Source organism: Shewanella sp. 3_MG-2023 (assembly GCF_030548765.1).
In the GTDB taxonomy this organism is placed as follows: Bacteria; Pseudomonadota; Gammaproteobacteria; order Enterobacterales; family Shewanellaceae; genus Shewanella.
The window spans coordinates 91,881-107,668 of record NZ_JAUOSH010000016.1; the positions used below are offsets into that span (position 1 = coordinate 91,881).

Here is a 15,788-nt window from a genome sequence, read left to right on the forward strand (position 1 = left end):
TTTAAGCTTTCCGTATTAGATAATCATTTAAGCGGCGATTAGCCTACCATGAACTATTTAGCATAATCACTAAAAAAACCTTCACTTAGTGCTTAATTCTTTATTTTATGTGGCAATAAAGCCTTAAACCTTCAGCAATACGGATTTTATATTGATATTTGTATTCATCATTATCGAGAAGCAGTTAACGATATTCAATATCTCGAAGTAGCTAATTAGTTAACTACTTCTTATTTAGCTATTTATTTAGTGATGGCTAAATGCACTCTTTCAACTTCCTGATTATCAAGAGTGTACCAGCGCATAACCACAGCCACGATAATTGAGCCAATAGCAGGGTATAAGGTAAATGAAATTAAAATGCCCTGTTTAGTGGTTTCAGTTAACTCAGTATCAGCTTGATAGCCATACATTGCCAGTAACCAACCCGCAGCAGCACCGCCAATTGCCACCCCTAATTTGATGAAGAAAATAACCGATGAATAAATCATCCCGGTAATTCTTACCCCAGTTTTGAATTGGCCATAATCAACCGCATCAGCCATTTTGGCCCATAGTAGCGGGGTACCCATATTAAAGGTAAAGCCCCATAGAATATAAAGCGCAAAGGCGAGTTCCACTTGCTCACTTGAGACAAAATACGCGGCGACGCATAAAATGGCGGCAATGAGTTGAATGGTGATATAGGCTTTTACTTTACACACTCTTTTAGCGAGTGGTTGCGCCAAAATACAGCCGAAAATATTTCCAATCATGCCTAAAGTAATAAACCAGGTGATCATGTCTGGTAAGTTGAGGTAATACTTGACGTAATAAATCGCTAAACTGGTTTTTAAAACCATGCCAGATAATAAGCAAATTGCTGCCACAGAAAGCACGCGCCATTGGTCATTTTTTAATAGGTTTTTGAAATCTGCTTTAAACGTCGAATTTTGATCTTGCGGAGGATGTAAGCGCTCTTTGGTGCCGACAAAACACAGTAAGAACATGATCACGCCAAGAAAACTCATGGCGGCAATGGTCAGCTGATAACCTTTGGCTTGATCGCCTTGGCCGAAAAACTCAACTAATGGTAGCGTCAATCCTGACACCATTAATCCGCCTAGCATGGCAAAAACAAAACGATAAGATTGTACTGACACACGCTCTTTAGGATCGGCAGTTAACACTCCGCCCAAAGCGCAATAGGGAATGTTAATGGCGGTGTAGACCATCATTAACGCAGTGTAAGTGACGAAGGCATAGATCATTTTGCCTTCTTCAGCTAAATCAGGTGTCGTAAAAGCCAGCACACTGATTAATCCAAAGGGTAGCGCAAACCACAGTAAGTAAGGCCTAAACTTACCCCAGCGGGTATTGGTTCTGTCGGTTAAGGCGCCCATCAAAGGATCGGTAATCGCATCAATTACCCTAACTGCTAGGAACATGGTGCCGACAAAGGCCGGTGAAATGCCAAAAATATCAGTATAGAAAAAAGTTAAAAATAGCATTACGGTCTGAAACACAATATTGCTGGCGGTATCACCTAATCCATAGGCTATTTTTTCTTTAACGCTAATCATGCGAACCTCTTCCGGGTCATTATTATGGTTGTGCTGTTTTTAGTTATCGGCTTTAAATATTGTTCTAGTTAACTTAGATGTGGTGCAAAGTTAACCCACAGTCTTTATTGACGTTGACTGATAAAGTCGCGATAAGCTAAGCCACTTCTTTTAATGGTGCGCTGCTGAGTTTGATAATCAACATACACGATTCCAAAACGTTTTAAATAGCCTTCAGCCCATTCAAAGTTATCCATTAAACTCCAAGCGAAATAACCGACGACATTAACGCCTTGGTTAATGGCATCATTTACAGCGTTTAAGTGAGCTTGGTAATACTCAAGACGATCTAAATCATCAACTTGGTTATTAACAATTTTATCGTCCATGGCGGCACCATTTTCAGTGATATAAACAGGCGGTAATGTATATGTACTATTTAAACTAGTCAGTAAGTCAGTAAATGCACTTGGGTAGATTTCCCAACCTATATCGGTTTTAGGGGCATCTTTCATATCAACTTGAACAAATTCATTTTTATCACAAGTGCTATAAACTGCGCGGGTATAAAAGTTAATCCCTAAGAAGTCCAGTGGCTGCTTAATAATCTCCATGTCACCTGCTTGAATGTCAGGTTTATCTGCATCATCAAAATCATGAATAATTGCAGGGTATTCACCGTCCATTATTGGCTTCATATACCACTGGTTAAAATAATCATCGGCGGTTTGAGCGGCTTTTATATCGGCATCAGTGTCAGTTAATGGATAGCAAGGGGTGAAATTAAGCACGATACCGTTTAATGCATTAGGACAATTTTGTTGAATGACCTTTAAAGCCAAGCCATGGGCCAGTAATAAGTGATGGGCTGATTGACGGCCAAATGCTTTGCTGGCAAGCCCTGGGGCATGAACACCCACTTCATAACCTAAGTATGAACTGCAAAAAGGTTCATTTAAGGTGGCGTAAGAATAGACTTTGTCACCTAAAGCTTGGGTGATTTTATCTGCGTAGTCTGCAAATAAGTATGCGGTTTGACGATTGAGCCAGCCACCTTGATCTTCAATATGCTGCGGTAAGTCCCAATGATACAAGGTGGCGTAAACCTTTATACCGCGGCTATTTAACTCATCAATTAAGTTGATATAAAAGTCGACACCTTGTTGATTGAGGCTACCATCTTGCTTAATGACTCGTGGCCAAGAAATTGATAATCGGTAGGCATCAACGCCTAAAGATTCGATTAATTGCACATCATCTTTGAATAATGCCACATGCTCACAAGCGTGTTTCCCGTCTGAACCATCACGAATTTTACCGGCCGTTGCACAGAAGGTATCCCATATGCAAGGGAGGCGGGTATCGGCGGCGCCTTCAATTTGAAAAGAAGCGGTTGCCACCCCAAAAGTGAACTCTTTTGTGTGCATTTTTGAATTTGATGGTAAAGATATTTTCATATTTTTCATTCGCTTAATAAGTTTTTCGCGTGTTTAGGTCAGAGTGACTTAAAAGTGCGAGTCTCAGTGTGCTTAGCAGTTTAAAATCCGATTTTTACTGCGAAAAATCGTTGACATTCGTTATCGGTATGTTAAAAATGAAAGCGCTTACATCGAGGTTAGTGATTAATTAACAAAAGGTCAATAATTGATTTACACAATCTTTGGTGTGCCTATCAATGAAAATGTTAATTTAATTGATAGTCATTTACCCAAAATAAATAACAATAAATGAGGAAATGTTATGGCTAGTGCACCTTCAAATGGGGTTGCTGAACCAATCAATAGTGATATTGGCAATGTTCATCAAACAGGAAGTTTTCGTTTTGCGCTGGTGGCATTAACGTCATTATTTTTTATGTGGGGCTTTTTAACTTGCCTCAATGATATTCTTATTCCTTACCTGAAAGATATGTTCGAACTTAACTACACCCAAGCAATGTTGGTGCAGTTTTGTTTCTTCGGCGCCTATTTTATTGTCTCAATTCCCGCAGGGCATTTGGTGGGAAAAATTGGTTATCAAAAAGGGATTGTTACCGGCTTAGCTATTGCTTGTGTTGGTTGTTTAATGTTCTACCCTTCAGCAAGTTATGCATCTTACTGGATGTTTTTAAGCGCATTTTTTGTGTTAGCGTCAGGCATTACCATTTTACAGGTTGCAGCCAATCCTTATGTCAGTGCTTTAGGTCCTGCAGAAACCGCATCATCACGTTTAACCATGACTCAAGCTTTTAATTCTCTTGGTACCACAGTGGCGCCATTTTTTGGCAGTTGGTTAATTTTAAGTAGCTTAACTCACAACAGCGATCCTGCCATTGAAGCAGTACATCATGCCAGCACCGTTCAGGTGCCTTACTTGATGTTAGCGGGCGCCTTATGTGTGTTAGCGGTTGTCTTTATGATTTTAAAATTACCAGTGTTAGGGATTAAACCAACAAATACCCCAGGGACAAGTAGCGGCAGTGCTTGGAAGTATCCTCATTTAGTCTTAGGGGCTGTGGGTATTTTTGTTTATGTCGGCGCAGAAGTGGGTATTGGCAGCTTTTTAATTAATTTTTTAACTCAGCCAGATATTGGCGGCTTTACTGAAGCTGAAGCGGCTAACTACATTGCCTATTATTTTGGCGGCGCAATGGTGGGGCGCTTTATTGGCGCACTGGTAATGCAAAAAATCTCAGCCGGCAAAGTGCTGGCCTTTAATGCCACTTGTGCCGTGCTATTAGTCGCTGTTGCCATGTTTGCAGAAGGCACCACGGCGATGTGGGCCTTATTATTAGTGGGCTTATGTAACTCGATTATGTTCCCAACCATCTTTAGTTTAGCGCTACAAGATTTAAAGCAATATACCAGCCAAGGTTCAGGGGTGTTGTGCCTGGCTATTGTCGGCGGCGCGATAGTGCCATTACTGCAGGGCATTATGGCTGACAGCTTAGGTATCCAATTAGCTTTTGCATTGCCGTTAATTTGTTATGCATTTATTGCTTATTACGGCTTAGTGGGTAGCAAGGCTACACGACCACAAAGCGTTTGATTTTAGAACTGTATGATTTGTATCAAAAAACTTACATAAACAAATTACATAAAAAAACGATTTTAAAAGGCGTGATTATGAGAACAGTAAACTCAATGAATACATTTAAGCGATTAACGCTGCCCGCGCAGGTTTTGGCGGTGTTGGTTGGCTTAAGTGCGTGTGGTCAAGATGAAGTCAAACCCGTAACGCCAGAGTCTAGTAGCGAAGTTACTAGCGCAGCGGAAACTGTGGCACAAGCTTCTATCACAAAAGCAACAGCGGCAACCAATATTGATATTTGGCCAACACTTGCTATTCCATTTGCTAAAGATGTTGTCCTTGAAACGCGTATCGATAAGCTGATGGCGACCATGACCTTAGAGCAAAAAGTCGCGCAAATGATCCAGCCTGAAATTCGCGACATTACTGTGGAAGATATGCGTAAATACGGTTTCGGCTCTTATTTAAATGGCGGCGGTGCTTATCCAAATGATGATAAACATGCCACGCCATCAGACTGGATTGAACTTGCTGAAAAAATGTATCAAGCGTCGATGGATGACAGTGTAGATGGTATTGCGATACCTACTATGTGGGGCACAGATGCAGTCCATGGCCATAACAATGTGATTGGCGCGACTTTATTCCCGCACAATATCGGTTTAGGCGCAGCCAATAATCCTGAGTTAATTAAGCAAATAGCTGCCATTACCGCCAAAGAAGTCATGGTAACTGGTATTGATTGGGTATTTGCGCCAACAGTGGCCGTTGTAAGGGATGACCGCTGGGGTCGTACTTATGAAGGTTATTCTGAAGACCCACAAATCGTAAAGTCATACTCTCATTCAATTGTTGAAGGCCTGCAGGGCGCCGTTGGCGAAGACTTTTTATCAGACCAGCATGTTATTTCAACCGTAAAGCATTTCCTTGGCGATGGCGGCACTGAAAAAGGTATCGATCAAGGCGATAACCTAGCGACTGAGCAGGAATTATTTGATATTCATGCCCAAGGTTATGTGGGCGGCTTAACTGCAGGAGCACAAACGGTGATGGCATCTTTTAATAGCTGGCATGGCAGTAAAATTCACGGTGATAAATATCTATTAAACGATGTATTAAAAGACAAAATGGGCTTTGATGGTTTTGTGGTTGGTGACTGGAATGGTCACGGACAAGTGGCAGGTTGCACCAATGAGTCTTGCGCACAGGCCGTCAATGCTGGTTTAGATGTGTACATGGTGCCAACCAGTGCTTGGAAGCCTTTGTATGAAAATACCATTGCCCAAGTCAAAAACGGTGTGATTGCCCAGTCTCGTATCGATGATGCGGTGCGCCGTATTTTACGGGTAAAAATCCGCGCTGGGTTATTTGAAAAACCAAGCCCTGCTAATCGTGCCATTTCAGGTAAAACTGAGTTAATTGGTGCCAAAGAGCATCGCGACGTTGCCAGACAAGCTGTACGAGAATCGTTAGTGTTGCTGAAAAACAATAATAACATTTTACCTATTTCGCCTAGTGCCAAAATCTTAGTGGCAGGTGATGCTGCAGATAACATCGGTAAGCAATCGGGTGGCTGGAGTATTACTTGGCAGGGTACTGATAACTTAAATGAAGACTTTCCTGGTGCAACTTCAATTTATGCTGGTATTGAGCAAACGGTTAAAGCTGCAGGTGGTCAAACTTGGTTAAGCGTTGATGGCGCATTTGAGGCTGCGAATAAGCCCGATGTAGCGATTGTGGTATTTGGTGAAGAGCCTTATGCCGAAGGCAATGGTGATATTGATAACCTTGAATATCAGCGTGGTGATAAACGTGATTTAGCTTTACTAAAGTCGCTTAAAGCCCAAGGTATTCCTGTGGTAGCAGTGTTTATCAGTGGCCGTCCTATGTGGGTCAATGCTGAGTTAAATGCATCTGATGCATTTGTGGCTGCTTGGCTTCCTGGTACTGAAGGTGACGGGGTGGCTCAAGTGTTATTGAGCCAAGCTAATGGCGAGGTTAATGAAAACTTTGCAGGTAAATTGTCTTTCTCTTGGCCGACTCGCCCGCAACAAACCAAAGTGAATGTGTTTGATAAAGACTACGCGCCTTTATTTGGCTATGGCTATGGCTTGCATTATGGCGCTGACATCAACACTGAGGTTCCGAGTAATGTGGTCGCTAACACCTTATCTGAAGATAACTTTGCTACCGATGATAAGCTTGAAGCATTACCATTATTTGAACGTGCTGTAAAAGCACCTTGGCGCTTGATGATAGGCACAGAAACGTCAATGGATACAGTCAGTAGTAGTATTCAGTCTAATGATGTGGTTACGCTGCGCACCTTTGATAAGCAAGTTCAAGAAGATGCCCGCTTAATTAGCTTTAACGGCTCAGGATTAGGCTTTGTGGGGTTAATTAGTAACTTCCCGCGGGACTTACGAGCTTACTCGAATAGCAATGCCGCCCTGAGCGTAATGATTAAAACTGCTAAAAAACTTGAGCAGCCATTATTACTGGGTATGGCATGCGATAGAGATTGCCGCGCTGATGTTGATATTACCGAGCAGCTTAATAGCGTCGCCATTGATACATGGCAAACCATCAGTGTTGATTTGCAATGTTTTAAAGAGCAGCAACTGGACTTTGGCAAAATCAATACGCCGTTTTACCTTTCAACGGTAGGCGCAGCAGAAGTGAGTTTTAGTGATTTAGTTATAGTGCCAAATGGCGCTGAACAAGCCACTATTTCATGTGCCACTAACGAGCAGTAATCGTTAGCGGCAGTAGGCATTCTGGTTTAAGTATTTATCAAACCTGAATGAGTTAACCCGCTAAGATCCTCTTAGCGGGCATGTTAATCCACCAATGACGTTGAGCTTACAATTGAGTTTGTAGGGCATTTTGCTGGAATTTTTTAGATATTTTTCGATTGGGGAATCAAGAATGTTCAATAGAAAATTACCGTTAAATTTGGCTCTAAGCCAGGCTTTTTCATCCGCTAAAGTCATTAGCGCTGCGAGTTTAACTGCGCTGCTGCTAATAGGCTGTGGCTCAGATAGTGATCCTGAAACTGAGCCTGAAGTTGAATCAGAGCAAGCGCCAGTAGACTCTGGCTCAGACTCTGATTCAGACACGGGTTCAGGGCAAGAAAACGCAAGCTGGTCATTGGTGTGGAGTGACGAATTTGACGGCGCTGAGATTGATGCCACTAAATGGAATTTAGCCCATAACTGTTATGGCGGCGGCAACGAAGAATTACAATGTTATACCCAGCGCGCTGATAACAGCCAAGTGGTTGATGGTAAGTTAGTGATTACCGCTCTGCGGGAAGATTTTAATGGCCCTGCAGTAGCATTGGGCGATCCTAATTACGATGCCAATGACACTTCAAAACAGCAGCCTTACACTTCGGCGCGTTTAGATTCGACCCATAAAGGCGATTGGAAATATGGCCGCTTTGAAATTAAAGCCAAAATGCCACAAGGTCAGGGCACTTGGCCGGCCATTTGGATGTTGCCCACTGACTGGGTTTATGGTCCTTGGGCAGGCTCTGGCGAAATCGATATTATGGAAGCGGTTAATCTGAAAGTGATCACCAATGGCGATGAGTCCCAGACACCTGAAAGCCGGGTTCATGGCACTTTGCATTATGGTAAAGCTTGGCCTGGCAATGTCTATTCTGGCGCAGAGTACAGTTTGCCACACGGCGCAAATCCTGCCGATGATTTTCATGTTTATGCCCTTGAATGGGAGCAAGATGAAATTCGCTGGTATGTGGATGATGTGCATTTTGCCACTCAGCGCTCAACGGGTTGGTACAGTCAATACACTGATGCTGAGGGGATTTTACAACAAGCCCCTGAAGATGCACCTTACAATCAAGCGTTTCACATGATCCTCAATTTTGCCGTTGGCGGTACTTGGGCGGGTAATGTCAACAACACTGGGGTGGATGAGTCGGTATTTCCACAAACCATGGAGGTGGATTATGTGCGCGTGTATGAATGCAGTGTCGCGCCAACAACAGGCAGTGGTTGTGCCACTATTGATGAGGCCGCAGCAGTGGTAGAAGGCCATCAGCCGCCAGCGATCACGACCCCCAGCACTGACATTGGCGCAGGACCAGAATTTATCATGTTTGACGATGCACTAGCCCAAGGGTTAGCGCTTGATAGCTATAACCCCGATGGCAGTATTACCTTGCAGACGCTGACAGTAGAAGGTCGCGGTGAGGTGCTGCAAATGGATAAAGTGGGCGCGACGGGTAATGCTTATTTCTCTTACCCTCCCACAGCCGATTTGTCTCATTGGGCCAATAATGGCTATTTAGTCTTTGATATTAACCTGTTATCTATCGACGATAATGTCGAGCTGCTGGTTAAAATTGACAGTGGTTGGCCTAATGTCAGTGATATTAACGTCACTCTGCCAGAGCTTAATACTTGGACTGAAGTAAAAATATCTATCGCAGAATTAGTCGCCAATGGCAATCGGTTTTCGCCAGGTAGCGTGGCTGACTTAGCTGCGGTAGTGAATCCGTTTGTGATTGAAGCATTAGGTAACATCAGCCTGCAAATTGATAATGTGCGCTATGAATACCAACTTACTGAAGTTGATGAACTGGTTGTTTATGATGATGAAGTAAAACCGCCATATAGCATAGGACATTACGCCGCTAATGGTTCAGTCGATATCGCTCAAGTTGATGCTGGTGGTGATTATGGCGCTGTAACTCAATTTAGTTTTAATACCGATGAAGCCGTGGTTTATTACCAAAGCACCGGATTAGGTCAAGATGTTAGCCAATTTAGTTTTGTTGAGTTTGATGTCAATGTGCTGACAGATCCTCGAAGCCAGCGCGACTTTAATATCAAGGTCGATTGTGGCCATCCCTGTAGCTCTGGTGACTTTGCTATTACTACGCCCGATATTGCCACTTGGACCCATTATAAGTTAGCGCTTGCAGACCTTGTTAGTCATGCTGGCTCAAGTTTAGATTTAACCCAAGTTGATACCCCATTAGTGATTTTTCCGGCTTGGGGCAATCAAAATGGGGTGGTTATGCAAGTAGATAATGTGCAGCTAACTAAATAACATTGTTTTAAATCAGTTTGAATACGAATGCAGCTAAGCCATTGTGCCTTTTATGCAAGGGGCACTTGGCTTACTATCTGTAAACGATGTTGCATATTAGTAGCAAAAATTAACTCAGAGGCGTGGCAGAGCTACCTTGATATTTATGCTAGTGAAAAGTTAACTAACATTGTTATTTCTAAGACAAACTAAATAGTTATAAATCATCTTGCGAGCAACTGGCATAATAGCGCTAAGTGATTTGAGTTAACCACAGGTTAACGTATTCATAAGGATGAACCTTGAAGGTATTTAGTTTTTCAGAGCAAGATGATGCGCAGCAGCCATTTACGAAACCGCTGTTTACCCAGCAGCATCTCACTAAAGTGGTTGAGATTGCCAAATTGGCTGGTGATGCAATTATGCAAGTGTATTCAGACACCGACTTGCAAGTAACGCAAAAACAAGATGATAGCCCAGTGACCGCTGCGGATATTGCCAGTCATAATGTGATTGTTAACGCATTAGCTCAGCAATTTGCTGACATTAAGATCATGAGCGAAGAAGCCGCTGATATCCCTTGGTCAGAACGTAAAGAATGGCAAACTTATTGGTTAATTGACCCACTAGATGGCACCAAAGAGTTTATTAAGCGCAACGGTGAGTTTACCGTCAATATTGCCTTAGTTCATCAAGGCCGCGCTATGGTAGGAGTGGTATACGCGCCGGTATTACACAAATGTTATTCTGCCATTGTGGGTCAAGGCGCATGGCTTGAGTATCAAGGGCAGCAGCAACAGTTAGATATTAGCCAACAAACAGTCAGCCCTGTACCTGTGGTGGTGGGCAGTCGCTCCCATATCAGCCCTGGGCTTGAAGAGTTCCTTAAGGATGTGGGCGAGCACCAAATGCAAAGTGTTGGTAGCTCATTAAAGTTTTGTATGGTGGCAGAAGGCATTGCTGATGTGTATCCAAGACTGGGGCTAACCAGTGAGTGGGATACCGCTGCAGCGCAAGCTGTCGTTGAAGGCGCTGGTGGTCAGGTAGTGCGTTATCCTGAATTAACGTCCCTTGATTACAACCAAAAAGAAAATATTTTAAATCCGTATTTTATTGCGGCGTCACCAGCATGGTTTGCAAGGTAGTTATATAAACGAGTCATTGCAAAAGTGTCTAACTTGAAACCGTTAGCCTTTTATCAGCTCAATAATAGCTATTGCGGCACACTCATTTTGGTGAATAACAGATTCTAACGATATGGAGAGAGTTACTATGATGCGCATGGGTATTGACCTTGGCGGGACAAAGATTGAAGTGGTGGCGCTAGCCGAAGATAGTTCAGAGCTATTTCGTAAACGTATTCCAACACCTAAAAACTACCCTGAAACCCTTGATGCCATAGTAGGCTTAGTTAATGATGCTGAAGCCGAAACTCAGCAAACTGGCAGTGTGGGTGTGGGGATCCCAGGGGTGGTATCACCGTTAACGGGTTTGGTTAAAAATTCGAATTCAACTTGGATTAATGGTCACCCACTTGATAAAGATTTAAGCGCTCGTCTTGATAGAGAAGTGCGGGTAGCAAACGATGCTAACTGTTTTGCGGTATCTGAAGCTGTTGATGGCGCAGCCGCAGGCAAAGATGTGGTCTTTGGGGTGATTATTGGTACAGGCTGCGGTGGCGGTTTAGCGATAAATGGTAAAGTTCATGGCGGCGGTAATGGCATTGGTGGTGAATGGGGTCATAATCCTTTGCCGTGGATGACTTCGGACGAATTTAATTCTACATCGTGTTTTTGTGGCAACAAAGATTGCATCGAGACCTTTATTTCAGGCACTGGCTTTGTTCGTGATTTCCGCCGTGCTGGTGGTGAAGCTGACAGTGGCATTCAAATTTCGCAAATGATGGCTGATGGTCATCCGTTAGCGACCCAAGCATTTGTGCGCTTTATCGATCGTTTAGCACGCTCATTGGCACACCTGATTAATATGCTCGACCCTGATGTGATTGTATTAGGTGGCGGCGTATCTAATATTGATGCGATATACACTGAATTGCCAAAAGTATTACCTAAGTATGTGGTTGGCCGCGAGTGCGACACCTTAGTGGTTAAAAACGAATATGGCGCATCATCTGGGGTGCGTGGTGCAGCATGGCTGTGGGGTAAAAACGACCACTAGGTCGATGAGTTAACTCTTGAGTATTAAAACGGCGCTATCAGCGCCGTTTTTATTTACAGTCGAAATTAAGTGTGAGGGCGTTAAAGCTCTTCAGGCTCACTAATGCGTTCGCGGCGCTCTAGTTCTTCTTCAAAGGCTGCTTGAATTTCTTCTAGCACTGAATTGACATCAGCAGCGCTGGTATCCTCTTCAAATTCACCGCTAAGCTGGGTATCAGGCAGTAAGTCGCCTTTCTCATATAAGCTCCACATTTCCTTGGCATACTTTGTTAAAGCAAGCTCAGGTGCAAACTGCGAGTAATAGCGGGTCATATTATTAACGTCACGTTCTAGCATGACCTTGGCATTATTATTGGCTGAAGCATCGACGGCTTGGGGCAGATCGATAATCACAGGTCCATGGTCATCTTGCAGTACGTTAAATTCCGATAAGTCACCATGGACGATGCCGGCACACAACATACGAGTGACATACCCCATCATGGTGGCGTGATCTTGTAACGCTTGTTCTGCGCTTAACACAATATCATTTAAACGCGGGGCCACATCACCTTGACCATCAGTGATCAGTTCCATTATCAGCACACCTTCAAAGCAGCCATAGGGGACAGGCACTCGAATATTGGCGTCAGCACATTTATACAAGGCATCTACTTCGGCATTTTGCCAGGCATTTTCTTGCTGCTCACGGCCGTAGCTGGAACCTTTTTCCATTGCACGGCTGCGACGGCTATTGCGACTTTTTCTACCTTCTTGATATTGCGCTGCTTTTTTGAAGCTCCGTTTAATGGCTTCTTTATACACTTTGGCGCAGCGGATTTCATTTCCACAGCGAACCATATAAACGGTGGCTTCTTTACCGCTCATTAATTGGCTTACGACTTCGTCAATAAGGCCATCATCAACCAGTGGTTGTATACGTTTAGGAGTTTTCATGGCGCCGTTATACCTTACTTAGGCTGAGGATGGTAGTGATTGGCTGAGTTAATGCCATATTATTGCAGCTTAATGATGGCTAGATGTCACTTTGGTACTAACCAAAGCAAATTTTAATAGCGCTAAATGATAAGATAGCCTGCAGTTACTCCGTATTATTAATGGGGTTTGCTTTGTTAATGGCCATAAATAGGAGCCATCAGGTGAAGATAAATTTGCAAACAGCGAGGCTGCTAATAAGGGAAATATCTTCTGATATGACATCGTCAGAGTCTGCATCAGAGTTAACATCGCAGTTATCCGCACTCTTGATACAGCTTATGGCGTTGTTGACACCTGCAGTGGTTAATCATCTTCCTGCTAATTTTCAGCAGCTAAACTCACTACCAGCCGCCGAGTACTGGCTTGATGAAATGCTAGCACAAAGCCGTTTATGTCGGGTTGATGCGACTGATACAGGCTTAATGATGGGATTAGTCTTTATGTATCTTGCTGATGAAGAAACAGCCCATATCGGTTATTTACTGGGTGAGCATTATTGGAAAAAAGGCTATGGAAGCGAGTTACTCACAGGAGTGATTGAATTTTCCCGGGATCAACTTCAATGGCGTAAATTAATCGCTGGGGTAGACAAAAGTAACCAAGCATCAGCTAAATTACTTTTAAAGCTGGGCTTTACCCAGCAAGCCATTACAGAGCAGAGCGTGATTTTTTATGAGTATATACTAGACTGCTAAGCGAAATTTAACTGCACTAGCTCTCTCTTGAAAAGCGCAAAATATGGCCTTTGAATTGTTGTGTTAAATAATCAGTGTGAATGGGTTTGATATGATTATGGCTAAAGCCGTATTCATCCATCTTGGTGGTGAGTTTGTTTTTTCGGCCACGACCGGGATCGACAATAACAATTTCACATTGGCGTTTGGCATGGGCTTGAATGAAGTAAGCCAGCAAGGCAATATGCTCATCTTCGTACAATAAATCACTGCCGATGATTAAATCGAACTGACCTAAATCACTGTTGTCATCAGCCCAATCGACTCGTTCAAAGTTTATCGATTTGTCGTTATTGAGTTGGGTATTTCTTAATAGAAAACCTTCAACCTCAGGGTGATAATCGGTGGCGGTAATATCATCGGCTCTTTGGTTTAACAGTAAGCTTGAAAGGCCGATACCACAACCAATCTCTAAAATGCGTTTACCTTGAGTTTGATAATCAAGCATGTGATTTGCCAGTACCATACTGGAAGGCCAGACTACCCCAAAAATGGGCCATAGCGCCGAAGAAATACCTAAGTCTTTAGCTGTGTTGTTATCGTCACTAAATTGCTGTTTATCTCGAAGGGTACATAAGTGAATATCGTTGTCACCAATTTCAATGGTGTGATAGCGAACGCGTACAGGGGTCGTCATTATTTGTCCTAGTTGGGTAGCTAAAGCTAAGCCAAATATCTAGAAAAATATAAATGACGAAACAATTGAATAACCACACTATAGTAATTTTCGATTAGCGCAAAGGATATAATCAACTAATTCGAATAAAACCTTGCTGTGCAGTGGCTACAATGGCTATCGTATAATTGATTTAATTATATTGGAGTTAATATGAAAGGACTCATCACTGCCGCGTTACTCTCTTTAGCGTCGTCTGATTGCGTTATTGCGCCGCAGGATTCATTAGCTATTCCCCTTGTGCAGCGGCAACAACTTAACAATATGGTATTAAGTAACGAGTACTTATCTGGCTGTGTTACTGAGCAATTAGCTGATATCACTGAAAAGGTGTGCCCAAAGGGTGACGCTTACTGTTGTGACAGTGAAGCGAGTATTGAGCTCACTTACCTGCAATGGGAGAACATTTACCAACATTGTATGGTGAAGTAGAGACACAGCGGATAAACCCTTACTAAGGCACTTATTTGCTTAAGCGCGCTTGGTGTTATTCATTTTCCTGTCGATGTACATTAAAGTCTGAAACTAGACAATAAAGATTGAAACTAAGACAACAAAGTTCGAAACGTCATGAGTTGTTTAAGTTGGCAGAACTCACCACGGCAAACTTCCCTAACGATTTAGTGACCCAAATCTAGTTTGCCAGTTTGAACAAAAAAGTCGTGGTGCTTCACTTATACGAGTTATAAATCGCAAGTTTTCTTTAAGTCTTTCCAAACTTTGTTTGGATTAACGTCGTGGCGCTTCGCCCCTTCTTTTGCAAAGAGCAGAGTCAAGGGGGAAAGCGCTCACATTTTACAAAATAAGCCCTTAACAAACCCTCAGGCCCCAACGAAAAATGCTGAAAATCGCATGTTTTCAACGGGGATTGATCCAGCTTTTGACTTCGCTTGTAGTGTTCTTCGGTCATATTTGAAAATGCTAACGCCTCAGATGCGCCATCCATGGCTTAACTGAGGCTATATTGGCATCCATGCCAATCTCACGCTATTTTCTTCAAAGTCCTCAATTCAAATTGAGTCGGAGGCAAATAGATTTTCTGCTTTTTAGCCTTTTTATTCCCACTAATAAAGTCAAATCGAAGAGATAATAATCCCGGTGTAGATGCAGCAGCGAGCTTCTGACCGCCAAGGATGGTGGGAATGTCATTATTTGTCTGGAACAAATTTGACCAAAACATGGCGAAGTTTCACAGTGTGAAGCGCTCTGAGCGAGAGGCATGGATGCCGAACTGGCCGTTTAACATGGATGTTATTTGTTTTGGCAGAGCTTACAGGGACCTTTTGATTTATATAAAGAATGCAGCGTCTCGCAGTTGTATCTGCACATAAGGTCGCTCTTTCACATCTGACCCATAGGGATTTGGGAAATGTCATGATGATGTCGGGAACATCTTGACCATGTGATCGCGACATTTGTATATCCTATACATTACCTGCGGCAGGCAATGGATTAGATTGAAGTGATGATCTAGCATAACTGAGCCAATTAAAATGAAGTATAAATTTGGTGCCAGTAACACGTCCATGCCTCAAAACGAGTTGGTGCTAGCAATGGGATAATCAGCATAACCTTACTTTTTCTAATCGATTATGACCGCCTTACTTGTCGTCCA

Annotated in this window: 11 protein-coding genes; 7 read left to right on the forward strand and 4 right to left on the reverse strand. The window is 42.9% G+C overall.

Going from position 1 to position 15,788, the window contains the following annotated elements:
* Nucleotides 1-242: 242 nt before the first annotated feature.
* Both Q4591_RS10985 and Q4591_RS10990 read right to left on the reverse strand, forming a co-directional pair.
* Nucleotides 243-1,562: a glycoside-pentoside-hexuronide (GPH):cation symporter gene (locus tag Q4591_RS10985; RefSeq protein WP_102439784.1), complete on the reverse strand. Its 1,320-nt coding sequence runs from the start codon at nucleotides 1,560-1,562 to the stop codon at nucleotides 243-245.
* 104 nt (nucleotides 1,563-1,666) lie between these two features.
* Nucleotides 1,667-2,998 carry a GH1 family beta-glucosidase gene (locus Q4591_RS10990; protein WP_102439785.1) on the reverse strand — a complete coding sequence of 444 codons (1,332 nt, stop codon included), beginning with the start codon at nucleotides 2,996-2,998 and terminating at the stop codon, nucleotides 1,667-1,669.
* 283 nt (nucleotides 2,999-3,281) lie between these two features.
* Between Q4591_RS10990 and Q4591_RS10995 the strand changes: the two genes are divergently transcribed.
* The 5 genes from Q4591_RS10995 (at nucleotide 3,282) to mak (ending at nucleotide 11,786) form a co-directional block, all read left to right on the forward strand.
* A complete protein-coding gene (locus tag Q4591_RS10995) occupies nucleotides 3,282-4,568 on the forward strand; it encodes a sugar MFS transporter (RefSeq protein WP_303461061.1) in 1,287 nt (428 codons plus the stop codon).
* Nucleotides 4,569-4,645: 77 nt separating this feature from the next.
* Nucleotides 4,646-7,306: an exo 1,3/1,4-beta-D-glucan glucohydrolase gene (locus tag Q4591_RS11000; RefSeq protein WP_303461063.1), complete on the forward strand. Its 2,661-nt coding sequence runs from the start codon at nucleotides 4,646-4,648 to the stop codon at nucleotides 7,304-7,306.
* Nucleotides 7,307-7,478: 172 nt separating this feature from the next.
* Nucleotides 7,479-9,629: a glycoside hydrolase family 16 protein gene (locus Q4591_RS11005; RefSeq protein ID WP_303461065.1), complete on the forward strand. Its 2,151-nt coding sequence runs from the start codon at nucleotides 7,479-7,481 to the stop codon at nucleotides 9,627-9,629.
* A 338-nt stretch (nucleotides 9,630-9,967) separates the two neighbouring features.
* The gene (gene cysQ, locus Q4591_RS11010) at nucleotides 9,968-10,753 is read left to right on the forward strand and encodes a 3'(2'),5'-bisphosphate nucleotidase CysQ (RefSeq protein ID WP_102439796.1); all 786 of its coding nucleotides are present in this window, start codon (nucleotides 9,968-9,970) and stop codon (nucleotides 10,751-10,753) included.
* Between the two features lie 127 nt (nucleotides 10,754-10,880).
* Complete coding sequence (gene mak, locus Q4591_RS11015) at nucleotides 10,881-11,786, forward strand: fructokinase (protein WP_102439789.1); 906 nt, start codon at nucleotides 10,881-10,883, stop codon at nucleotides 11,784-11,786.
* A gap of 80 nt (nucleotides 11,787-11,866) precedes the next feature.
* Here the strand turns inward: mak and Q4591_RS11020 are convergent, their stop codons facing one another.
* Nucleotides 11,867-12,721: a PA4780 family RIO1-like protein kinase gene (locus tag Q4591_RS11020; protein WP_102476196.1), complete on the reverse strand. Its 855-nt coding sequence runs from the start codon at nucleotides 12,719-12,721 to the stop codon at nucleotides 11,867-11,869.
* A gap of 257 nt (nucleotides 12,722-12,978) precedes the next feature.
* Between Q4591_RS11020 and Q4591_RS11025 the strand changes: the two genes are divergently transcribed.
* Nucleotides 12,979-13,458, forward strand: a complete 480-nt coding sequence (locus tag Q4591_RS11025; RefSeq protein ID WP_157936449.1) for a GNAT family N-acetyltransferase — start codon at nucleotides 12,979-12,981, stop codon at nucleotides 13,456-13,458.
* Between the two features lie 16 nt (nucleotides 13,459-13,474).
* Here Q4591_RS11025 and Q4591_RS11030 read toward each other — a convergent pair whose 3' ends face one another.
* Nucleotides 13,475-14,134, reverse strand: coding sequence for a methyltransferase (locus Q4591_RS11030; RefSeq protein ID WP_102439792.1), 660 nt, complete (start codon nucleotides 14,132-14,134; stop codon nucleotides 13,475-13,477).
* 192 nt (nucleotides 14,135-14,326) lie between these two features.
* On the opposite strand from Q4591_RS11030, the gene Q4591_RS11035 reads away from it, so the two are divergent.
* A complete protein-coding gene (locus tag Q4591_RS11035; protein ID WP_102476198.1) occupies nucleotides 14,327-14,605 on the forward strand; it encodes a hypothetical protein in 279 nt (92 codons plus the stop codon).
* Nucleotides 14,606-15,788: the final 1,183 nt, after the last annotated feature.